Below are 21,280 nucleotides of genomic sequence, written 5' to 3' on the forward strand. Positions count from 1 at the left end.
CCGCGCCGCCAGCGTCCTCACATAAGGAAGGCCGGATCAGATCCACGCATACGTCGGCAACGATCAACGACCGGTCACCCAGACGAGATTCCCGCTATCGACATCCGCGATGGTCTGTTCGAGCCAATCAGCGTCGTGGGCGAGCTTCGAACGCATGTAGTGGGCTTCGATCATGTGCAGCGGGGGCACGTCGGTCTTTCTCAGCACGTCGTCCAGTCCTGCAAGTGCATCGCGGACCGCTGTGGCTCGCACCGACAACAACTCTCGGGCGTCCTGTTTGTCCAGTATGCCGACATACGCCAGTGCGGTAGTGAAGGCGTGTCCGTCAATCAATTCCGAGTCTATAACCTGCCGAATCACTTTCTGCCTGAGTGCTTCCACACCCTCGGGAGTTATTTCGACGGTTGAAGGCGTTCGAGAGTCGTCGTTTCGAATCCAGCCTTCTGCTCTAAGGCGCTCGATCAGCGTGTAGACGGTGCCGTTGCGCACGGTCATGTGCGCGTGACGAGACCGGAGCTCGGTAAAGATTGCATAAGAGTGCCGGGGTTCTTCGACAAGCAACCCAAGGATCGGTAGGACCAGCGGGTTCAGTAGAGCGTTGGTCGGCACAGATAAAGGATAGACATCATGACCGTATACGGCTACCGTCTCCGACTAAGTGACCGTATACGGCTAGGGGGAATCGATGATCTTCGGCATATGGCCCGGCGTGGTGAACGCTGATTTGGTGACGTTTCAGCCAGTCGACGCCCCACCCGAGCGGGTGGACGAAACACTTCTTGCGTTGACCGAGTTGCAGGGACGTGCCGAGCAGTTCTACGTCAGATGCTTCCGTCATTTCGGCTCCGGCGTAGGGAATTTCGCGAATATCGAAGCTACTCCTGCGAACCCCGCCGCGTACGCCGGCAGTGGGCGATTAATCGACCTCGTATGTAGCTACCAGTCTTCCGAACCGGACACCGAAGGGTTTTCGCGGTTTGTGCGGAGAGCGGTGAACGACGTGCAAAGTTGGGGAGGCGGCAAGGTTCAGATCGGCGAGGAGCTGAATATGCCTGCACCGCTCGATGGCGGTAGCCCAGGCTGCTTCGAGGCCGTCTCCGCAGCAGTCGCAGCCGCCGTCGAAGAGCGTGCGCGGACAGGTGCGGATGTCCTCATCGGCGTGAACGCAGCCGGGCTTGCCGATGAGGCGTTCTGGCATCGCCTTGCCGGCTCGCTGACTCCAGCCCTGGTCGCTCAGCTCGACTACCTGGGACTCGACTTTTTCCCCGATGTCTTCCATCCGGTTCCACTGCACGAGATTTCGGACGCGACAACCTATCTCGTGCGCACAGCACGACACCGCGCTACTGTCGCCGGCTTCTCCTCTGTTCTCCCGTTTCACGTCACCGAAACCGGGTGGCCGACAGGAGCGGGCCGAGACGAAGCCACGCAAGCGCAAATTCTCGAACTGGTTGCCGAGGCAGTCGTCAACTCGGAATGCAATGTGATGGTCTACGAGCTCTTCGGCCTGAGGGACATCGTCACCGACGACCGATGGCAGAACGAGTGGGGCGTACTTCGCGACGACTACACCAGAAAACCTGGGTTCGATGCACTCTGCCGCCTGTTCGCACGCCACTGACGCTTGCCGATGCGGCAAAGGCAGAGCCGCCGACCCGCGAAAGTCCGGAAAGTCGTCGCTCCCATCTTGAACATGTTCAAATTTAGGCCTATGGTCAATTTTGAACACGTTCAGAATTGAGGTGAATCGATGGCTCGCACGTCCGAGACTCGCGACAAGGTGGTCCAGGTTGCACTACGTCTCTTTCGCGACGAAGGGTTTCAAGCAACCACGATGCGTCGCATCGCCGACGAAGCGGGCGTCTCACTGGGTAATGCGTACTACTACTTCGCCGGCAAGGACGAGCTGGTCAACGAGCTGTACATGGTGATTCAGCGCGACCACCGCGAGCGCGCCCTCGACGTTCTCGTCGACGGCGGTTCGCTGTCCGAAAACCTTGCTGCCGTTCTGCATTCCGGCTTGGACGTCATGGAGCCGTATCACGCCTTCGGTGGCTCCTTCCTGCAGCTGGCGCTGCCCACGAGGTCCAGTTCCAGCCCGTTCTCGCAGGAATCGTCCGACGCAAGGTCCATGGCCATCGACCTCATGCGAACCACCTTGGAAACGTCGAAGCAGAAGGTTCCGACGTCTCTGAAAGACGTGCTCCCACAGCTGCTCTGGATGATCTACATGGGTGTCACCCTTCACTGGGTCACCGATTCCTCGGACAACCAGGCACGCACCCGCACATTGGTCGACGGGCTCGTACCAGTGGTTGCAAAAGCCGTACGCCTCGCTCGACTCCCGGTGGCGCGGGGGCTGGTCACCGACGTGGCCGGGCTGTTGAAACGCATGACGTCCCCAGAAGGGCTCGAACAATGAGTGATTCACCGTCGACCGTCGTCCTGTGCGGTGCCTCCGGCTACATCGGCGGCTACTTGCGTCGATACTACGAAGATCATGACATTCGCGTCAGGACCGTCGGCCGCGGAACATCCAGCGAAGCAACGTGGTCCGACCATCGCAGCCTCGTCGATGTGCTCGACGGTTCCGATCTGGTCGTCAATCTCGCCGGCCGCTCGGTGAGCTGTCGCTACAACAAGACGAACGCGGACGCGATCATGTCCTCGCGCATCCAGACGACGGCTCGACTCGGCCGCGCCCTGGCGGACGTGCCCAACGCACCAAATCTGTGGGTCAATGCGAGCACCGGCACCATCTATCGCGATTCGCGCGACAGGCCGATGGACGAACGATCCGGCGACATCGGGTCGGGATTCTCCGTCGAGGTCGCCCGCGCGTGGGAGCGGGAGCTGTTCGATGCCGATGTGGCCATTCGCAGAGTGGCGCTTCGGATGTCGATAGTGCTGGGTGCAGGCGGCGGAGCGATCAATCCGATCATCGACCTGGCCAGGGTGGGGCTCGGCGGCACAATGGGTGACGGCGGCCAGATGTTCAGCTGGGTACATGTCGCCGACGTGGCGCGCGTCCTCGATCACCTCTACGACAACACTGGCATCTCCGGCCCGGTCAACGTCGCCACTCCGTTCCCGGTGACCAACGAGGAGCTGATGCGGCAGGTCAGGATCGCTCTCGGCCGCAGTCACGGTCTACCGACACCGGCATGGCTGCTTCAATTCGGTGCACGGGTGATCCGCACCGAGGCCGAATTGGTCTTGAAGAGTCGTTGGGTGGGTCCACAAGTGTTGACGGGCAGCGGTTTCGAGTTTCGGTATCCGAAGCTGGACAGTGCACTGGCGAACATTGCGTCCGAGACGCCTCGAGGGTTGCTCCCCGTCGCCCTGGGATGACGACGGGGCACCCTCGAACCTAGACGAGCGACGCCGACAAGCCTCCGTCCAGGATGTAGTGGCTTCCGGTGATCCACGACGCCCGGTCGGAGGCCAGGAACAGCGTCACTTCCGCGATGTCCTCGGGAGTGCCCAGTCGTCCCTGCTTGGCGGCGACGAGGTCACCGAACGGGATCTGGGTTGCGGCTTCGAAATCCGGGACCAATCGATCGACCATTGCGGTATCGGCGAATCCCGGGCACACGGCGTTCACCCGCACTCCCGATGCGCGCATCTCGATGGCGGCGACGCGCGTGAGCTGGATGACCGCAGCCTTTGTGGCACAGTAGGACCCGAGCAACGCGGTTCCGCCCACTCCGGCGAGCGAAGCGATGTTGACGATATTGCCCTTCGACTCGACCAGTGCACCGATCGCGGCCTTCATCACCAGGAAGGTGCCCTTGACGTTGACGGAGTAGATCTTGTCGAAGCTCTCCGTCGACTGCTGGAGAAGCGGCGACGACACTTCGATTCCCGCATTGTTGACGACTATGTCGAGTCCACCGAGGATCTCCACGGCCTGTGCCACCGCACTCTGCACCTGGCTCTCGTCGGATACATCGCAGTTCGCGATTCCGGCGGCCCCGATCTCCTCGGCCGTCTTCGCTGCTGCGCCTTCGTCGATGTCGCTGACGACGACGCGTGCACCGCGCTCGATGAACATCTGGGAGATGGCTTTTCCGATGCCGGCTCCGGATCCGGTCACGAATACTCGCTTGCCCTCGAACTCGGTCATGGTGTGTTTCCCTTCGATGATGAGTGAGACATGGTGCTGCGTACTTCGGTCTTGAGAATCTTCCCCACCTTCGAGCGGGGAAGATCGGTCCAGATCTGAATCTGTTTGGGTGCCTTGATGCTTCCGATTCGTGCCTTCACGTGGGTGATCAGATCCTCGTCGGACGCGTCACGGCCGGGTCGCAACAGGACTGCCGCGGTGACGCGTTCGCCCCACTTGTCGTCGGGCAGTCCGACGACGGCACATTCCTTCACCGACGGGTGCGACAGCAGGGCCTGTTCCACCTCGGCCGAGTAGACGTTGAACCCGCCGGTGATGATCATGTCCTTGGCACGATCGACGACGTACAGGTAGCCGTCGTCGTCGAGGTACCCGATGTCTCCGGTGTGGTGCCAACCGTGGGCACCGACTTCGGCTGTGGCGTCGGGATTCTCGTGGTAGCCCTGCATCACGAGCGGACCGCGGACGACGATCTCACCACGCTCGCCGCGTTCGACCAGTCCACCGTCGTCGTTCATGATCGCCACCGTCGTCAGGGGCGTCGGCTTGCCTGCAGAACTCAGTCGTTCGGTGGCGATCGATCCGTCGCTGCGGAAGTGATCGGCCGGAGCGAGTGTTGCGATCATGTTCGGTGCCTCGGTCTGACCGAAGAGCTGTCCGAGAACCGGCCCGATGCGGGTGAGGGCCTCTTCCAGTCGAGTCGGTGACATCGGCGCGGCCCCGTACCAGAGGCAGCGCAGCGAGGACAGATCCGTGATGTCGAGATCCGGATGATCGAGAACACCGTAGATCACTGTCGGCGGCAGAAACGCGTGAGTGATCCCGTGTTTCTCTATGAGGGACAGAAACTTTCCGACGTCGGGTGCACCCATCACAACGACGTGTCCACCGAGACTGAGGATGGGAAACGTCAGTACACCCGCCGAGTGGGTCAGCGGCGCGAGAGCCAGGTACCGAGGCCGGTCCCCGAAGGGATAGCTCATGAGTGCGGTGGCCGTGGAGGTCATCATGTTCTCCTCGGTCAGCCTCACCCCCTTGGGCTTTCCCGTCGTCCCGCCGGTGCCGGCGATCATGCACAACCCGTCTGCCGGTCGTCTGTCGGCAACCGCATCGGAGCCGTGTTCGGCGAGCCATCGCTCGTACGACACTGCTCCCGGTACGTCGCCGTCCAGACAGACGAGCCATTCCAGCCGAGGTAGCTGATCACGAATGCGTCCGACGAGCTCCGCGAAGGCTTTCTGGAAGAACAGGAATCGGCAACCGAACAGGTCGAACAGTTGCCGGTTCTCGTCGGCTTCGTTACGTGGATTGATCGGGCACCACACTGCCCCCGCTCGCGAGATGGCGAAGACGCAGGTCAGCGCAAGTGGGTCGTTGACGGAGAGCACCGCGACCCGGTCACCCGCCTCGATCCCGTTGTGCTGCAGAGCCGCAGCGATCGTCACCGTGTCGTCGTACACCTGGCCGTAGGTTCGGGTGGTGTCTCCGATGGTGAGACAGGGTGCGTCTCGACCCAGTGACACACCCTTGTCGAGATAATCGGACAGGCGCATCGGCCCTGTCCTCAGCTGTGTGCGGTGACGATGGGTTCGAGCACCAGCCCGAACGCGCGAAGCACGCCGAGCAGTTCCCGATGTCCGAATGCCTGGCAGCTGGAGGCGAATCCGACCTTCTTCGGCGGTCCCTGCAGCAGATGCGCCGCTGCGTATGCGTTGAGCAGAGCGGTCTGCTTGTAGTTGCAGTTGCCGTGGATCACGGTATGCACGCGACCGAGTGGTCCCGACGCGTAGACCGAGTCGAGTGAGGTGTTGATGCGCGGGTTCTCCCGTGGGGGCGTCTCGCTGCGCACCGACGACGACACCGTGTCGATGATCTGGTACTTCTCCGCGTCGGATTTGCCTTCCATCTGAGCCAGTGCGGCAGAGATGATCTGGGGTACTGCCAGCATCAGCGGCTTGTTGATCACGCCGCCCAGGGCCCGGGCGTTCGCTACGCGCGGATCGTTCTTGAACCACACCGGATGGGATGTCCCACCCCAGGGAAGAGCCAGGCCCAGGTCGTGTTGACCGGGCACAACGACCTGCATGACGCCGTCGTCCGGCCATTCGACGTACTCGTTCTGCTCCAGGTAGTAGGCCTTGGAGAACGCGGCGTTGGTGAGGATCGTGTTCGTCGACGCGACCGTCGGGTGTCCCTTCCAGAAGACCTCGATGTCGAGTGTGTCCAACCCCGGCGTCTCGAGGCAGATGTTCGCTGCGATCTCACCGATGCTGTACATCTGCGCCAAACCCGGTGTGAGTACGAGGTTTCGGGATGCGAACTCGGTGCCGTACTTGGCCTCGGCGTCGATCATCCAGTCCTGCTCACCTGTGGTGTCGGTGTAGTGCGCACCGATCTCGATGCAGGCCTGCGCAACTTCGTGCCCGTACCGCGAGAACGGTCCGACCGTGTTGAGGACGATCTCGGCACCCCGGAATGCTTCGGCGAGAGCCGCTGCGGTGTGCTCGACCTCCACGACGTCGTGTTCGACGGTCTCGATTCCGGGAACCACGTCGATGATGCCCTTGACTCGGCCTTCGTCGCGTCCGGCGGCCAGGAACGGGATGTTGTACTCGCGCAGGTATTCACAGATCAGTCGGCCGGTGTATCCCGACGCTCCGTAGACGACGACGCGCTTGTCGGTTGGCATGAAAAGTCCTCTCGTGATCGGCCCGTCCGCACGGCGGACCGAGATGGGTTGAGACGTCGGGCACCGGAGGGGACGTCGGGAACATCCGCCCTTCTGACGTGTGCCGTGGATCACACTAGGATAGAATTTATACAGACGTCAAGCTTTTTCTGGACAACTGCCCAAGATCTGCCGGACGCCGAGGTTTCCCGATCGGACGCCGGGCATACACTGAGGTGACGACCACGCGCGGAAAGGACACGGACCATGACCCAAACCGCTGATCCGCGCGCGCGTATCGAGGAGCGCGCCCGCAACAAGTTCGAGTCCAAACGAACCGAACTGGCCCAGGCGACGCTGCACACGCTGGCCGAATTGGGTTATGCCCGCACCTCACTACGGGAGATTGCGCAGAATTCCGAGTACTCGCACGGCGTTCTGCACTACTACTTCACCGACAAACTCGACCTCATCACGCACGCCGTTCGCCAATACGAGGCCATTTGTGTCACCCGCTACGACGAGGTGGTGGCCAACGCGGTCGACGCCACCGGCCTCTGCGCGGACTTCGAAGCGAAGTACTTCGCCACTCTGGCGGCAGACGCCGGCATCCATCGGCTCTGGTACGACCTGCGCAATCAGGCCCTGTTCGACGGCTCGTTCCGTAGCGACGTGCTCGAGATCGAAGAGCGTCGCGAGGACATGATCTGGCGCGTCGTATCTCGATACTGCGAACTTCGCGGCACCACTCCTGCGCTCGACAAGGCCTCCGCCTACATCCTGCTCGACGGCATCTTTCAGCGCGCCCTTCTGCACCACCTGGCCGGCAATGCAGCGGAGATCGCCGCCGCACATGTGCAGCTGCGTGCTGCGTTCGCGTTACTGGATTGCCCGACGCCTCAGTAGGTTCCCGGTCGAGTGCCCGTGTAGATGCCGGGAACCCGAAAGCGAAGGGGCGCTTCGTCGTATTCCTCCAGGGCGTGTGCGGTCCACCCGACGATGCGGGCGAAGGCGAACACCGTTTCCGGCGTATCCGCCCTGAGCCCGTAGGCGAGCGTGAACGTGGCGAGAGCGAAGTCCGAGTTCGGAAAGGTATCGAATCTGTTGCTCACCTCTTCGATGACGACGTCCGCGGCAGCGACCACTGTGGGGTCCGCACCGTGGGCAGGGTCCCGAAGCAATCGCAACAGTTCCTCGGCGCGTGGGTCTCGGTCGGTGTAGATGACGTGTCCGAAGCCGGGAACCCGTTCTCCCGACCTCAAATGTGTTGCGAGAGCGCCTATCGGATCGTCGATCGCTGACGACATGAATCGAATGACGGGGTCTGCAGCGGAACCGTGCAGGGGGCCGTCGATGCACCCCAGTCCTGCGGCGACAACCGAGTACAGATTGGCCCGGGTGCTCGCTGCCACCCGAACTCCGAGTGTCGACGCGGCCAGGCCGTGATCGGACATCAGGACGAGCGCGGCCTGCAGCACCGTCAACCCGTTCGGATCGGTCTCGTCGGACGTGATTGCTTCCCAAAGCGATTCGGCGATCGGCAGGTCCGCGGAACCACGACCGAGGGCTGCTGCGACCGTCACCAGCAGCTGCTCTGCCTCGCGGACAACGGATGTGGATCCGGTGTCGAATCGCATCGGTCGGTAGGTGGAGGCGATATCGACGGCGATGCGGATCCGATCGATGGACCGGCAATTCGGTGCCATCAGACCCAGCGCGTCTCGGCATCGTTGTACCACAACGGGATCGGCGACGAATCGCGTTGCGTCCAGCAACTCACCCGTCCACACGAAATGTGCGACCGACTCGAAAGTGTGTGAGCTGAGCTCGACCGCGTCACGCCCCCGGTAGTACAGATGCCCGTCGTCGATCAGGGTGATCCGAGTCCGAATTCGTTCCACGGCACCGATGTCGGTGCGCCGAGCAGTGTCGCGTCCCGCGAGGGCTTCGACCTCGTCTACGTCGAACACGCTTCCCCGCACTCCGGGAAGCCGAGTGCTGGTCAACAGACCGCGGCTGACGTAGGCGTACACCGTTTCCGGCTTGACGCCCAGCCGCGCGGCGGCCTGCGCGGTGGTGAGCATGTTCCGACCGTCAGCGTGCGTCATGGCCGCCTTTCGTATTGACTCGATCAACATTGACAAGAATCAACATTAGCGCGGATCGTAGGGGTTGACCAGCGCAAAGGAGTGCAGCCATGACCGTTCTCGACGCCCCACGCGGGCTCCACAACGTCGTCGTCACCACCACATCGATCGGAGATGTACGAGGCGACGAGGGTTTCTATCACTACCGCCAGTACTCGGCGATCGACATCGCGCTACACATGACGTTCGAGGATGCATGGTTCCTCATGGTCGAGGGCCGGCTGCCGAGCGACCCCGAACGCGCCGAGTTCCTGCCTACGGTGGCACCACTGCGCGTGCTGCCGACGGACGTCGCCGCAGCCGTGAAGACGGTGGCACTGTCGGGTCCCGAGCAACCACTCTTCGCGTTGCGGACGGTGTTGTCGGGAATGGCAGGTGCTGTGCCGCTGTACGAGTCGTCGGAATCGGACAAGCGAACGACGGCGCTGCGGCTGTGCGCAATGACGCCGACCATTCTGGCTGCGGTACACAGGATTAGGACCGGCCAGAATCCCATCGAGCCACGCGATGATCTGACGACGGCGCAGAACTGGTTGTTCATGATCACCGGGCAGGTGCCCGAGAACGACCACGCCCGAGCGATCGACCGATACCTCACCGCCACGATCGATCACGGATTCAACGCGTCGACCTTCACCGCGCGAGTCGTGGCGTCGACGGGGTCGGACATCGCGTCCGCAGTGTGCGCCGCGATCGGTGCCTTCGCGGGCCCATTGCATGGCGGTGCCCCGGATCGCGCCCTCGACGGGCTGGACGAGATTGCCGACATCGATTCCGCGGACGCCTGGGCGCGAGCGAAAATTACTGCAGGCGAGCGCATCATGGGCTTCGGTCATCCGGTGTATCGAACCGACGATCCCCGATCGGTGATGCTTCGCGATACGGCTCAGGAGTTGGGCGGCGACCTGATCGACAAGGCCGTGCAGGTCGAGAAGGTCATCACCGCTGCGCTGGCCGATCTGAAGCCGGACCGCAAGCTGTACGCCAATGTCGAGTACTACGCCGGCGTCGTGATGGAGCTGTGCGGAATTCCTCGGTCGATGTTCACGCCCACCTTCGCATGCAGTCGGATGGTCGGGTGGTGCGCCAACATTGTCGAGCAGTCGCACGACAGCAAGATCATTCGCCCGATCGCCCGCTACGACGGCCCAGCGCCTTCGGCAGTGGTGCGAAAAAGTGCCGCCCAGGGCACATAATCACACCACTGCGAAGCAGTCACAGGCTCTTGATTTTTGCGAACGGGTAACTGCCGACGATCACTACGACAAAGGCATAGGCGGCCAGACCGAGTAACTCCCACGTTGTTCGTTCGCGCTGAAAATCTGCGAAGAGCCACATCAACGGACCCAGCATCGAAGTGGCGGCAGCGACGCCGCAGACCACGAACAGCCTGTTCGCTCGGGCACGCAGGTGCGGCGTCGTCTTCACCCGGTCCGGTACGCCCCGTCCGTAGTAGTCGACGTTCAGCGCCTTTCCTCGAAAGCCAATTGCAGCGCTGTAGGCGAACGCGCACAGTCCGACCATCAGTACGAGCGTAAGTGCGATGTTCACGAATCGATGTGCCGTTGCAGCTCGTCTGTTGTGACGACAGTCGCGAATTCGTCGTGCAGGTTTGTCGCGGTGATCGCAGACAAGGTCGCGGCAGGCACAGTGGTTCCATCGAGCGCGACTCGATCGAAAGTATGCGTGGCGTCGATGACGAAGTAGGTGTCGTACCCGAGGTTTCCGGCCATGCGAGCCGTCGTCTCGCAGCAATGATTTGTCGTGATCCCGCAGATGACGACCTGATCGATGCTCTCGGCCCGGAGCCAGGCATCGAGATCCGGGGTTCCGTAGAAGCTCGAATTGACCCGCTTGCTGATCAGCAGATCTGGACTTCCTTCGATGACGTCTTTGAACGCGTGCCCAGAACTACTCGGCGACAACGGAGACAGAGGGTTGTCGGAGTCGTGTCGGACGAACACCACCGGCCATGACCTGGACCGCCACAAGCGAAGCAGGGCAGCGATGTTGCTTTCGCACGACGGGTTATCTCGCGGACCCCAGAACTCAGCATCGTCGAATCCCGCCTGTACATCGATGGCAATCAGAGCGGGCCTTCGGAAGTCGATCTGTGATTCGCCCATGCGGCCAAGGATACGACGGGGTTGCTACTGCTGAATGTCGAGCAGCATTCGCTTCAGCAAGGCAGCGAGTTGGCTTCGTTCGTCAGGAGTCAGTGATGCCAGCAGCACTTCCTCATTGGCCACGTGTGCCGGTAGCGCGGCGTCCACTGCCGAAATTCCAGCAGGCGTCAATTGCACGATGACCACTCGACGGTTCGTCGGGTCGATTTCGCGTTCGATCAACCCTTTGTCGGTGAGCCGATTCAAGCGGTTCGTGATGGCTCCGGACGTGACCATCGCACTGTCGAGCAATTGACCGACAGTGAGGCGATGCGGGGCCCCGGCGCGTCGAAGCGTAGCGACCAGATCGAATTCTCCCGGCTGCAAACCATACTCGGCCAAAGTCGCCTGAATACGCTTGTCCAGAATGGATGCGGCTCTGCCGATGCGCCCGATGACTGCCATGGGGCTGACATCGACGTCGGGCCGCTCGACTTTCCACTGTTGCAGGATCCGATCCACTGCATCCTGTGCCTCGTTCGACACCTACAGACCCCTCACCGCTGAACAGTTGACGTCCGGCAAGCATACGCATACCGTTCAACGCAGCGATAGTTCAACGTTAAGATGTTTCCTGAACCAGGAGGTGCGATGCGGGCATCACATGCCGGTGCTGATTCGACCCACACTCGGGGACCACGCGGCGCATCCTCGACCCTGGGGATCACTGCCGCAGCCGCACTGGCCCCTATTGTCTGGGGGACAACATATTTGGTGACGTCCGAACTTCTTCCTCCGGATCGGCCCATGACCGCCAGCGTCCTTCGCGCGGTTCCGGCAGGGCTGCTGCTCCTGCTCATCGCACCCGGCATTCCCGGACACGGTTGGCGACTGAAAACTGCTGCCCTCGGGGTGCTGAACATCGGATTGTTCTTTCCAATGCTGTTCGTGGCGGCCTATCGACTTCCGGGAGGCGCTGCAGCCGTCGTCGGTTCTGCGCAACCTCTGATCATCATCGCGATGTCCACGGCGTTCGGGTGGGGGCGCACCCGTCCTGTTCAGGTCGGATGGGCGCTCGTCGCCGTAGTCGGGGTAGCGCTGACAACCATGTCCAGCACAGTTCGACTCGACGCGATAGGCCTCGCCGCCGCAGCGATCGGCACCGCCAGCATGGCAACCGGCGTCGTCCTCACCAAACGCTGGGGAGTACCGCCGAACAGCAATCCACTCAATTCCACTGCGTGGCAACTACTTGTCGGCGGCATGGTGATCATTCCGCTGATTCCGATCGTCGACGACGGACCATGGGCCATCGACGCCGAGGCTGTACTCGGCTACGCGTGGCTCGCGGTCATCGGCGGTGCGATGGCGTACGCGCTCTGGTTCCGCGGTGCCCGCACTCTGCCCTCCGCAAACGTCTCCCTGCTCGGCATCCTCAGTCCGCTCACCGCGGCCGTACTCGGATGGATCGTGTTGGGACAGAACATGACAGGATTGCAATGCGCGGGTTTCGGAATCGCACTCATCGCTTCCACCGCCGGCCAGTTCGTGCCCAGAGATTCGCGGTGACCGTTGACAGCATGCATTCCGGGTCGAATCGGGTGCAGGCGACCGCGCCGAGCGCGGCTGGCTGCACCCGATTCTGTGCCGCCTGAGACATACGCGAACCAACCGAATCATCGAACCGAGGGTGGGTAGCCTGAGGCATGCGCAGATCCGTTCGGGCAACCCTGGCTGTTGCATCGTGCGGACTGTTGACGGCGTGCGGCTACATCGTTCCCTCCTCTGGATTGGAGACAGAGTCGTATCGACCACCCACAGCGGGTACGACGCATACTCCGAACTGCATCACCAAGAACATTTTCACCGCGCTCACCGGATCCGGGCCATGGGACCCCGAGATCACCGCAGATGCTCCGACACCGGGATATCCCCCGCGGTATTTCAAGCCGGTCGAGGTACTGCGGTGCGAGAGAGCGCTCAGTGACGACAACGTGTTGACACTGGATTCGGTACGCCTGCGAGGGGACGTCGGCGCTGCATTGGATGCGTTCACGGTTCCCTCGGAGCGTTATGCGGGACACGTGATGGCGAGCTGCGCATACCCGGTGGAAGCACCCGCAGGGCTGTGGTTCGTCGACGAGTCCGGGCGCGCGTTTCGTCCGGCGTGGCCTGCTGTTCCTTGCGGACTGCAGGACGAACCGCTGCGCGCGCTGAGCGAACTCGAAGAAGTCTCCCGAACCGTGCACCCCACGGGGTACGACTATGATTACGCGACCACGTGTACGGGACCCGCTGTCGGCGAATTTTTCAACACCACAGCCGAATACGTCGACCGAGCAATCGAGGCTGAGACCAGTGGAACCGCTTCGTTTCCTCCCGCGCTCGTGATGCCTACTGATGACGTCGGGTTTCTGCAGATCTGTACGTATCCGGTCGTCGACAGTGCGTCCGCCTTCCCGGTCGAGATCGGGACGGTGCCCGGAAGCTCAGCCACCCTCGACCGGCCGAGCAGCATCGAACTGGTCGGCATCCTCACCGCCGCTCCCATCGCGCCGCCGTGCTCCACTCCAGCGACACGGTTCGTGTACGCCGACTTACGCCGCCCGGACGGTTCCGGAACCACCCGCATCACGGTCGAACTCGATGGCTGCCGACGCATAGCGGGAATGGGAGACTTCCGAGAACTGCCGCCGGAGGCGTACGCCGATCTCACTCGGGTTCGGTGACATGAAGAATTCGTGGACAACACTTCCCACGCTGGTGGTCCTCGCCGTTCTCACCGCGTCGTGCACGTCGTTCGAGCCAGGCGAACGCAAATCCATGGACCAGGAAGCAGTGTCGAAGGGACTGCAAGACATAGCTTTCGACGTTCCTAGTGACTTCGAGTTCGTTCAGGCCTTCACCCACGCCGAGTTCGTCGGCCAACCCGCGTGGTGGGCGCGATTCGACGCGTCGAGCAAACAGGACGACGTTGCACTATCGGCAGCTAACCCTTCCTATCCGCCACTGCAACCGGTCACGTGCTCTGCTGCATCCACCAGCACCTGGACTGCCCTGGGTATGGCCTGTGAGGCCGAGATGCTGTCCACCTCGCGTTCTCCGCAGGCGACGTCCGACCCCGTGACCGTCCTGCTCACCAGGAACTCGCGGCAGTCGTCATTGTTCATCTACTCCCAAGGTCACTGACTGTTCCTACCTTGGAATCGCCCTGTCCATTCTGTGCCATCTGTTGATTTCACAGCAATCCCGCTACGATCCTCGATACAACAGACCGAACGGTCTTGAACATGGAGGATCACATGCCGTATCTCGGTCTGCTGGTGATGTTGCTGTGGGTGTTCTGCCTGATCGACGTGATCACGGCCGACGACGGCGGAGTGCGATTCCTCCCGAAGATCGTGTGGCTGCTGTTGGTGGTGTTTCTCCCGTTGGCCGGCTCGTTGGCATGGTTGTTCGCGGGACGCCCGATCGGTGGCGGAATTTGGGGAGGTTCCGGCGGCCGTAACCGTCGCGTCAGCAATTCTGCGTTTCCGGAGTACGAGACGCGCCCCGGTCGTCAGGCCGCGCAGAATCCCGATGCCGATGCGGAATTTCTTCGGCAGTGCCGAGCCCGCGCGGAGGAGCAACGTCGACTCGAGCGCGAGCGCCGCAAGCGAGATCTCGGATTCTGATCAGTGTTGCCGAATCGACGGAGACTCGATGGTGCCCCATCGCGACGGCGGCAGCACGATCAGGCGCGCTTTGCCGATGACATCTGAGACGGGGACCGTGCCGCCCAGTTCGTCTATGCGGTGAGCTCTGGAATCGGCTGAGCCGCTGCGGTTGTCACCCATCATCCAGAGATTTCCGGTGGGCACGGTCACCGGCCCGAAACAGCGTCCGGATTGGGGAGCGGTCTCGCAGGTGAGCGTGTTCTCGATGAAGGGGAAGTCCATGACGACGTATGGCTCCTCGAGTGGCTGACCATCCACCTCGACGCGACCTTGCACATCGCAGCATCGCACGGTTTGGCCACCGGTTGCGATGACGCGTTTGACGAGGTCGTTCTCGTCGGGTGCAACCAGTCCCGCCCAGGAACCGGCGTCTTGGAGCGCTTTTGCTATCGGGTTGGTCGACCGCGTCGAGCTGTACCCGACGTTCCACGACTGGGTTGGCGCACGGAACACCACCACATCACCTGGCTCCGGGTCATCGAAACGAAAGGTCGTCTTGTCCACGACGATCCGATCACCCGTACATCCCGCACACCCGTGCAGCGTCGGCTCCATGGACTCGGACGGAATGAAGTACACGCGGCCGACGAACGTCTGCAGAGAAACGCTCAACACCAGTGCAACGACGACAAGCACAGCAATCTCGCGAAGCCAAGAAGGGTCTCTGCGTCGCTGCGGATCGCGTGCATTTGTCATCCTGGCAGCCTAGAGCCCGCCCGTTGCGTATCATACCGAGCATGTTGTTTCTCGGTCTCCTGACCGCCGCACTCGGTGCGGCGATGATGACGGCCGCGACCAAACAGCTGTCGCGGGTGAACGAGGGCCACTATGTGCCGGTGGTGATCGGGCAATTTGCTGTCCGTCCCCCGCTCGTATCTACCGTTCTTCGCGTCGGTGCTCAGGCCGCAGCTGTACTCGCTGCGCTGATAGTCGCGACCGCGACGTGGGATTACACCGCACCCTGGCCTTCGCTCATTCTCACCGTCGTCACTCTCGTTGCACCAGTGGCAATTCCAGTCGTTGCCGTAACCGTGGCACATAATCGACACCTGCCGGCCCTGAGATCTTAGGTCAGTCGTGTCGGGGTCGGGCTCACTAGACTATGACGTTTCTGCGAGGTGTCTGGGCTGCGCGGCTACAGGGTTGGCCTACTTCCCCGCGCGTACGTCGAAGCCATTGATCGCCGACGCAGGCGCGAGAACGTACGCAAATATGTAGCTCACCGATGTCAGTGTTGCGAGCATTGTCAACGACTCCGGGTGCAGAGAAGGATTTACCGACGCTGCCTCGGCCCATGCGAGCAGTCCCCCAACCATCAGCGTCACGGCCGCTGCCGAACACAGCGCGAATCGATGTCTCCACCGGTTGCGAGTGCGAGGCGGCCAGAACACCGCAGTCCGCGCTGCGTAATGCCCACCTGCGACCGCGACCAGGCCGACGATGAGTCCGACCACTCCGCCGATCACCGCGGGGAGGGTCAGGTCCCACCACCGACCGTTGACACTCGACCAGATGAGCACCGCAGCCGTGCACGCACCACTGGCCGCTGCCACGCATAGCTCCTTGGCGACCCAATCCATGCAGATGACTCAAACACACAGAATCGGGTGCAGCCAACCGCGCTGAGCGCGGTCCAGTGCACCCGATTCGTTTCGTGGAACCGCCCCCGCCCGGTGCACGTCCAAGTGGACATGCTCGGTGACTGGCTTGCGCAGCACGACGGCGTCATCACTCGCGCGCAGGCGGCGTTCTGCGGCCTGAGCGGCGATGCTGTGGACCGCTTGGTGCGCGCGGGTGCGTGGAGAACGATTCACCGCGGGGTGTACTTCGTCGTCGACCGCCCGTTCACTGCGAACGCCCGCATTCGCTGCGCTGTGTGGGGTGCCGGACCCAACGCTGTGCTCAGCGGCGAGGCCGCGGCATTCTGGCACGGGGTGATCACCGAGGTGCCGAGCATCATCGACGTCACCACTCCGCGCAACGGGCGCAGTCGGGCCGAGGGATGCCGACTCCGTCGCCGCGATATCCACAGCAAGGACATCGTCGAGCGCCGCGGACTTCAGGTCACGTCTCTCGAACTCACCGTTCTCGAAGCCTCGATCGGGAAATCACACATCATGGATCGGGCACTTCAGCGACACACCGACCTCGGACGATTACAGCAAGCCCACGCGCGAAACGCCGGCCGCACCGGCGCTCCCGAAGCGAAGCGGCTACTGAAAGTCGCAGCGAATGGTGCCCGCTCCGAGGGAGAGCGACTCTTGATCGGCGAGTTCCGGGCCCGCAAGATCAGCGGCTGGGCAGTCAACTATCGATGGGGCGAATACGAACTCGACGTCGCGTTCCTCGTCGAGATGGTCGCCATCGAAATCGACGGCTGGGCATTCCACTCCGATCACGATGCATTCCAACGGGATCGGATCAGGCAGAACGGCATGACTCAGAGTTGGACGGTCCTCCGATACACGTGGGTCGACCTGACCGAACACATGGACCGCGTGATCGCCGAAATCGTCGCGACTCTCGATCGAATCCGGTGCAGCCAGCCGCGCTGAGCGCGGTCAGCTGCACCCGATTTCACCGCTGCGGGGACCGGGGCGGACTGTACGACCCGTCGAGTCGACTTCTGATGCGTCGGATCGCCTTCCATCCCGCGGGCGTCACCGCGGTACTGATTATCGTGCCGAACATGATGCCCTGCAGCAGTGCCGACCACTCGCCGGGGCTGTCTCCGAACAGCGGCCACTTGTACAGAATCGCGAGGACCGCGAGGAACACCAGAGCACGCATACCCGCACCCTCCCACGACATCGTCAGCGCCGCGAACTATCCGGTACCGTAGAGAAAACGGGCAAAATGGACCATACGAGGTCGGAGGCCGAGATGCAGAAGCCATTTCGCGAGTGGGTCATGACCGGGGCCCTGAGCAAGCGGTGCGGCGCAACCCGAGCCGATTACATCAACGCTCTGGCCCTCGTCCCAGCGATCGGAATCGGCTTCCTTCTGATCCACTTGGCGATCGACTCGGGCTCCACAGCACTCGATATTGCAGCAGGGTGCCTGGGCGGTGCGATCACCGGCTTCCTGTACCTCTACATCGCGTACCAGGTGGATTCACGAAAGAACCGCGGGCCTACCCCTGCGCCGCCGTTAGGTGCTCGGCCGACACGGCTTTGAGGTGTGTCAGGTCGGATGCGACGGTGGCGAGGGTGAATCCCTCGGACAGTCGCTGCGCAGCAATGCTTCCCGAGGCTGTGTGGATTCCCGCAGTGATTCCTGCTGCGGCTGCGGCTTTCTGCACTCGCACCAGGGCTGCGTCGAATTCTGCGTCGACGGAGGGGTCGGTGGGCGAGGATCCGCCGACGGCCAATCGCAGATCCGAGGGTCCTACGTAGACGCCGTCGAGTCCTGGCACTGCGCAGATTTCTTCGACATTGGCCAAACCTTGTGGGGTTTCGATCATGGCCAGCACGACGGTATCGCGGTTGGCCGCGGCGGGATCGGGTCCGATGCGTAGTTGTGAGCGCATCGGTCCGTAGGACCGGATGCCCGATGGTGGGTATGTCGCCGCGGATACTGCGGCGGCTGCGTCGGCGGCGGTGTCGACGAGCGGCACGATGACTCCGGCGGCACCGGCGTCGAGTGCGCGGCCGATGACGGTGGCGTTGTTGGCTTCGACGCGGACGAGGGCGGCGGGCCCGTGCGCGGCGTCGATTGCCGTGATCCCGGCGAGCATGCCGGAGTAGCCGATCAGACCGTGTTGGAGGTCGAGGGCAATGTAGTCCCAGCCCACGTGTGCAAGCCATTCGGTGGAGACGGGGCTGTCGATGACCGACCAATACCCGAGGATGCGCTCGCGATTGCGTACGCGGGCAGCGAATTCCTGTGCAGACATCAAAATCCTTCAGCGGTTGTAGTTCGGCATCGGGCCACGGAGCGCTGCGCCGACCTCGTCGCACGCAGCGACGACATCCACGTCGAGCGGCCCGCGTCCGAGGGCTGCGATGTTCGATTCGAGGTGCTCGACCTTGGATCCGCCCAGGAGCACCGGTCCGGTCGCGGGCTTCGATACCAACCATCGTAGTGCCAGCTCGGTGAGCGGCATCCCCGCATCGTCGGCAACGATACCGAGCTGCGTGATGGCGTCGAATATTGCTGTGTTCCAGTACCGTTCGCGATACATCGCGGCCAGACGCGAGTCGCCGAACCGGCCATCGGTGGGTTCGTTTGCCGCAGAATGCTTTCCGGTGAGCAGTCCGCCGCCGAGCGGGTTGTAGACCATGGTGGTCAGCCCCGTGACGGCCGCGAACTCGACGTATTCCTCCTCGATCCGGCGGGCGAGCAGGTTGTAGAGCTGTTGCGCGACGATCGGCCGGGGAGCACCGACCTCGTCGGCCACTCGGTTGACGTCACCGATCTGCCACGCCGCGAAGTTCGAGACGCCGAGTGCCCTGATCTTGCCTTCCGACACCAGCTTTGCCACCGCAGTGAGAGTCTCGACCAGAGGCGTCGCACGATCGGGCTGGTGCAGGTAGAACAGATCGACGTAATCGGTGTTCAACCGCGCCAGGCTGGCATCGACGCTGAGCCGCAGGCCTTTCGGAGACAGCGGACTGTTGTCGCCGGCGTCGGGATGGGGCATACCGGCTTTGGTCGCCAGGGTCACCCGGTCGCGGCGCGTGGCGAGCAAGGTGGCCAAGATCCGTTCGGATTCTCCGCCCGCGTAGCCGTTGGCGGTATCGATGTGAGTGACCCCGGCGTCCAGCGCTGCGTCGAGCATCTTGGCGGCACCGGATTCGTCGACGGTGTCACCGAACGTCATGGTCCCGAGGACGAGGGGTGAGATATCGAGCGAGGTCATGCGGGAACTCCTGCCGGTGTTTTCGTGAGCCGCGACACGACATGTCGTGGTTTGATTCCTGTCATGGCTGCGGGGTCGAGAGCCGCGGCGCGCAGCGCTCGGGTGTACGGCTCCTTGGGTCGCGCGAGGACCTCCTCGGTATCGCCGCCTTCGACGACGCGACCCTTGGACATCACGATGACCGTCTCGCTGATCTCGCGGACGACCCCGAGATTGTGCGAGATGAAGACGTAGGTCAAACCGGTCTGCTGTTGGATCTCACGCAGCAACTCGAGCACCTGCGCTTGGACCGAAACGTCCAGTGCGCTCGTGGCCTCGTCGCACACCAGGATTTCCGGACCCGACGCGAGCGCACGGGCGATTCCGATCCGTTGGCGTTGACCACCGGAGAATTCTGCCGGCCGACGACCGAGGGCAGTTGTCGGCAGTCCGACTCGGTCGATGAGTTCGGCGGCCTTCTTCGCTCGCTCGGATTTGCTGCGAACACCTTTGAGCCGCAGCGGTTCACCGACGATGTCGACGGCCGTCAGGTGCGGGTCGAGCGATCCGTACGGATCCTGGAACACCATCTGCACCCGGGAGCGAAAGGGCCGCAGTGCTTTCTCGGACAGGTGCGCGATGTCGGTGCCGTCGACGACGATGCGTCCCGACGTGGGGGTGAGCAGTCGCACGATGGATTTCGCGATGGTGGACTTGCCGCATCCGGATTCGCCGACGATGGCGATGGTGCTGCCCTTGTCCACCGAGAAGCTCACCGTGTCGACGGCACGGAATGTGCCGGTGGCAACCGGGTATTCGACGACGAGGTTCTCGACCGACAGAAGTGGTGCGCTCATACCGTGGCCTCGACCTTCTCGGCTGCTTCGTTCCACGGTCCCAGTTGTGGGATCGCGTCGAGCAGATTCTTGGTGTACGGATTCTGCGGAGCATTGACGAGCTCCTCGGCTCCGCCGTTCTCGACGAACACTCCGCTCTTCATCACGTAGATGCGATCGGACATCAAGCGTGCGACGCCGAGGTCGTGGGTGATCACGAGCAGTCCGATGCCGGTGCGCTCCTGCAGTTCCAGGAGGAGGTCGAGGATGCTGGCCTGCACGGTGACGTCGAGAGCACTGGTCGGCTCGTCTGCGACGATCAGTTCGGGACCGGCCGCGAGAGCGCCGGCGATCAGGACGCGTTGGAGCATGCCGCCGGAGAGTTGGTGTGGGTACTTGTTCAGCTGGCCGGCGGGGTCGGGAATGCGGACCTGCTCGAGCAGTTCGATGCATCGCGTGGTCTGCGCAGTTCGGCCTGCGACGCCGCTGTGCCGGACGGCTTCGCGCAACTGGCTACCGATGGTGTGTACCGGGCTCAGTGCCGTCATCGGATCCTGCGGTATGAGTGCAATGTGCTTGCCTCGAATACCGCACAGCTCCTTGTCTTTTCCGAGTATCTCCGTGTCTTTGAAGGTCACGGATCCGGAGAGCACGGCGAGATCGGTGGGCAGCAGGCCCAGGATGCCCATGGCCGTCGTGGACTTGCCCGATCCGGATTCGCCGATGATGGTGACGGTCTCACCGGCTTCGATGCAGAACGAGACGCCGTCGACGGCCCGGATGAGGCCCTTGTCGGTGACCAACTCGATCTGCAGTTCGTCGACCTTCAGTAGATTGCCCAT

The 21,280-nt window shown here is 62.6% G+C and carries 27 protein-coding genes; 12 read left to right on the forward strand and 15 right to left on the reverse strand.

Annotated elements, in window-relative coordinates; translation table 11 throughout:
* Positions 1-63 precede the first annotated feature (63 nt).
* Positions 64-609, reverse strand: a complete 546-nt coding sequence (locus tag CH273_RS02940) for a PadR family transcriptional regulator (protein ID WP_032396151.1) — start codon at positions 607-609, stop codon at positions 64-66.
* 76 nt (positions 610-685) lie between these two features.
* Here CH273_RS02940 and CH273_RS02945 point away from each other — a divergent pair, with 76 nt between their 5' ends.
* The 3 genes from CH273_RS02945 (at position 686) to CH273_RS02955 (ending at position 3,351) form a co-directional block, all read left to right on the forward strand.
* A complete protein-coding gene (locus CH273_RS02945) occupies positions 686-1,621 on the forward strand; it encodes a hypothetical protein (protein WP_032396152.1) in 936 nt (311 codons plus the stop codon).
* A gap of 129 nt (positions 1,622-1,750) precedes the next feature.
* Complete coding sequence (locus CH273_RS02950) at positions 1,751-2,422, forward strand: TetR/AcrR family transcriptional regulator (protein ID WP_032396153.1); 672 nt, start codon at positions 1,751-1,753, stop codon at positions 2,420-2,422.
* Complete coding sequence (locus CH273_RS02955; RefSeq protein WP_032396154.1) at positions 2,419-3,351, forward strand: TIGR01777 family oxidoreductase; 933 nt, start codon at positions 2,419-2,421, stop codon at positions 3,349-3,351. Before CH273_RS02950 ends, CH273_RS02955 begins: the two co-directional genes overlap by 4 nt.
* 19 nt (positions 3,352-3,370) lie before the next feature.
* Here the strand turns inward: CH273_RS02955 and CH273_RS02960 are convergent, their stop codons facing one another.
* Genes CH273_RS02960 through CH273_RS02970 form a run of 3 tightly spaced genes read right to left on the reverse strand, consistent with a single transcriptional unit; the run spans position 3,371 to position 6,815 of the window.
* Positions 3,371-4,126, reverse strand: a complete 756-nt coding sequence (locus tag CH273_RS02960) for an SDR family NAD(P)-dependent oxidoreductase (protein ID WP_032396155.1) — start codon at positions 4,124-4,126, stop codon at positions 3,371-3,373.
* The gene (locus CH273_RS02965; protein ID WP_032396156.1) at positions 4,123-5,679 is read right to left on the reverse strand and encodes an acyl-CoA synthetase; all 1,557 of its coding nucleotides are present in this window, start codon (positions 5,677-5,679) and stop codon (positions 4,123-4,125) included. Before CH273_RS02965 ends, CH273_RS02960 begins: the two co-directional genes overlap by 4 nt.
* An 11-nt stretch (positions 5,680-5,690) precedes the next feature.
* Entirely contained in the window at positions 5,691-6,815 is a 1,125-nt protein-coding gene (locus CH273_RS02970) for a DUF5938 domain-containing protein (RefSeq protein ID WP_032396157.1), read from the reverse strand.
* A gap of 246 nt (positions 6,816-7,061) precedes the next feature.
* Between CH273_RS02970 and CH273_RS02975 the strand changes: the two genes are divergently transcribed.
* The gene (locus CH273_RS02975; RefSeq protein ID WP_032396158.1) at positions 7,062-7,700 is read left to right on the forward strand and encodes a TetR/AcrR family transcriptional regulator; all 639 of its coding nucleotides are present in this window, start codon (positions 7,062-7,064) and stop codon (positions 7,698-7,700) included.
* On the opposite strand, the gene CH273_RS02980 is transcribed toward CH273_RS02975, so the two are convergent.
* The gene (locus CH273_RS02980; RefSeq protein WP_032396399.1) at positions 7,694-8,902 is read right to left on the reverse strand and encodes a citrate synthase; all 1,209 of its coding nucleotides are present in this window, start codon (positions 8,900-8,902) and stop codon (positions 7,694-7,696) included. The two genes, CH273_RS02975 and CH273_RS02980, sit on opposite strands and share 7 nt — an antisense overlap.
* An 89-nt stretch (positions 8,903-8,991) precedes the next feature.
* Here CH273_RS02980 and CH273_RS02985 point away from each other — a divergent pair, with 89 nt between their 5' ends.
* Positions 8,992-10,137, forward strand: coding sequence for a citrate/2-methylcitrate synthase (locus CH273_RS02985; RefSeq protein WP_032396159.1), 1,146 nt, complete (start codon positions 8,992-8,994; stop codon positions 10,135-10,137).
* Between the two features lie 19 nt (positions 10,138-10,156).
* Here the strand turns inward: CH273_RS02985 and CH273_RS02990 are convergent, their stop codons facing one another.
* Genes CH273_RS02990 through CH273_RS03000 form a run of 3 tightly spaced genes read right to left on the reverse strand, consistent with a single transcriptional unit; the run spans position 10,157 to position 11,592 of the window.
* The gene (locus CH273_RS02990; protein WP_032396160.1) at positions 10,157-10,492 is read right to left on the reverse strand and encodes a hypothetical protein; all 336 of its coding nucleotides are present in this window, start codon (positions 10,490-10,492) and stop codon (positions 10,157-10,159) included.
* Positions 10,489-11,067 carry a cysteine hydrolase family protein gene (locus CH273_RS02995; protein ID WP_032396161.1) on the reverse strand — a complete coding sequence of 193 codons (579 nt, stop codon included), beginning with the start codon at positions 11,065-11,067 and terminating at the stop codon, positions 10,489-10,491. The genes CH273_RS02990 and CH273_RS02995 overlap by 4 nt, the downstream gene beginning before the upstream one ends.
* 24 nt (positions 11,068-11,091) lie before the next feature.
* Entirely contained in the window at positions 11,092-11,592 is a 501-nt protein-coding gene (locus CH273_RS03000) for a MarR family winged helix-turn-helix transcriptional regulator (protein ID WP_032396162.1), read from the reverse strand.
* A 105-nt stretch (positions 11,593-11,697) separates the two neighbouring features.
* Here CH273_RS03000 and CH273_RS03005 point away from each other — a divergent pair, with 105 nt between their 5' ends.
* The 4 genes from CH273_RS03005 (at position 11,698) to CH273_RS03020 (ending at position 14,720) form a co-directional block, all read left to right on the forward strand.
* Complete coding sequence (locus tag CH273_RS03005; protein WP_052049741.1) at positions 11,698-12,615, forward strand: EamA family transporter; 918 nt, start codon at positions 11,698-11,700, stop codon at positions 12,613-12,615.
* 137 nt (positions 12,616-12,752) lie between these two features.
* Positions 12,753-13,775 (forward strand): hypothetical protein, encoded by a 1,023-nt coding sequence (locus tag CH273_RS03010; RefSeq protein ID WP_032396163.1) that lies wholly within the window; start codon positions 12,753-12,755, stop codon positions 13,773-13,775.
* 1 nt (position 13,776) lies between these two features.
* Positions 13,777-14,235, forward strand: coding sequence for a hypothetical protein (locus CH273_RS03015; protein ID WP_032396164.1), 459 nt, complete (start codon positions 13,777-13,779; stop codon positions 14,233-14,235).
* Between the two features lie 113 nt (positions 14,236-14,348).
* Positions 14,349-14,720 carry a PLD nuclease N-terminal domain-containing protein gene (locus CH273_RS03020; protein WP_032396401.1) on the forward strand — a complete coding sequence of 124 codons (372 nt, stop codon included), beginning with the start codon at positions 14,349-14,351 and terminating at the stop codon, positions 14,718-14,720.
* On the opposite strand, the gene lepB is transcribed toward CH273_RS03020, so the two are convergent.
* Positions 14,721-15,458 (reverse strand): signal peptidase I, encoded by a 738-nt coding sequence (gene lepB, locus CH273_RS03025; RefSeq protein ID WP_032396165.1) that lies wholly within the window; start codon positions 15,456-15,458, stop codon positions 14,721-14,723.
* Positions 15,459-15,499: 41 nt separating this feature from the next.
* Here lepB and CH273_RS03030 point away from each other — a divergent pair, with 41 nt between their 5' ends.
* Entirely contained in the window at positions 15,500-15,832 is a 333-nt protein-coding gene (locus tag CH273_RS03030; RefSeq protein ID WP_032396166.1) for a hypothetical protein, read from the forward strand.
* Between the two features lie 78 nt (positions 15,833-15,910).
* Here the strand turns inward: CH273_RS03030 and CH273_RS03035 are convergent, their stop codons facing one another.
* Complete coding sequence (locus CH273_RS03035; protein ID WP_143546167.1) at positions 15,911-16,315, reverse strand: hypothetical protein; 405 nt, start codon at positions 16,313-16,315, stop codon at positions 15,911-15,913.
* Positions 16,316-16,435: 120 nt separating this feature from the next.
* Between CH273_RS03035 and CH273_RS03040 the strand changes: the two genes are divergently transcribed.
* Positions 16,436-17,317: a type IV toxin-antitoxin system AbiEi family antitoxin domain-containing protein gene (locus CH273_RS03040; RefSeq protein ID WP_306436880.1), complete on the forward strand. Its 882-nt coding sequence runs from the start codon at positions 16,436-16,438 to the stop codon at positions 17,315-17,317.
* Positions 17,318-17,339: 22 nt separating this feature from the next.
* On the opposite strand, the gene CH273_RS03045 is transcribed toward CH273_RS03040, so the two are convergent.
* The gene (locus tag CH273_RS03045; RefSeq protein WP_143546168.1) at positions 17,340-17,552 is read right to left on the reverse strand and encodes a hypothetical protein; all 213 of its coding nucleotides are present in this window, start codon (positions 17,550-17,552) and stop codon (positions 17,340-17,342) included.
* Positions 17,553-17,645: 93 nt separating this feature from the next.
* Between CH273_RS03045 and CH273_RS03050 the strand changes: the two genes are divergently transcribed.
* Entirely contained in the window at positions 17,646-17,939 is a 294-nt protein-coding gene (locus CH273_RS03050) for a hypothetical protein (RefSeq protein ID WP_143546169.1), read from the forward strand.
* Here the strand turns inward: CH273_RS03050 and CH273_RS03055 are convergent.
* Genes CH273_RS03055 through CH273_RS03070 form a run of 4 tightly spaced genes read right to left on the reverse strand, consistent with a single transcriptional unit; the run spans position 17,896 to position 21,280 of the window.
* Positions 17,896-18,657 carry an HpcH/HpaI aldolase family protein gene (locus CH273_RS03055; protein ID WP_032396170.1) on the reverse strand — a complete coding sequence of 254 codons (762 nt, stop codon included), beginning with the start codon at positions 18,655-18,657 and terminating at the stop codon, positions 17,896-17,898. The two genes, CH273_RS03050 and CH273_RS03055, sit on opposite strands and share 44 nt — an antisense overlap.
* 9 nt (positions 18,658-18,666) lie before the next feature.
* A complete protein-coding gene (locus CH273_RS03060; RefSeq protein WP_032396171.1) occupies positions 18,667-19,623 on the reverse strand; it encodes an aldo/keto reductase in 957 nt (318 codons plus the stop codon).
* A complete protein-coding gene (locus CH273_RS03065) occupies positions 19,620-20,459 on the reverse strand; it encodes an ATP-binding cassette domain-containing protein (protein WP_052049743.1) in 840 nt (279 codons plus the stop codon). The genes CH273_RS03060 and CH273_RS03065 overlap by 4 nt, the downstream gene beginning before the upstream one ends.
* Positions 20,456-21,280, reverse strand: coding sequence for an ABC transporter ATP-binding protein (locus CH273_RS03070; RefSeq protein WP_052049746.1), 825 nt, complete (start codon positions 21,278-21,280; stop codon positions 20,456-20,458). Before CH273_RS03070 ends, CH273_RS03065 begins: the two co-directional genes overlap by 4 nt.

It is taken from the genome of Rhodococcus sp. 05-339-2 (genome assembly GCF_002258965.1).
Classification (GTDB): domain Bacteria; phylum Actinomycetota; class Actinomycetes; order Mycobacteriales; family Mycobacteriaceae; genus Rhodococcoides.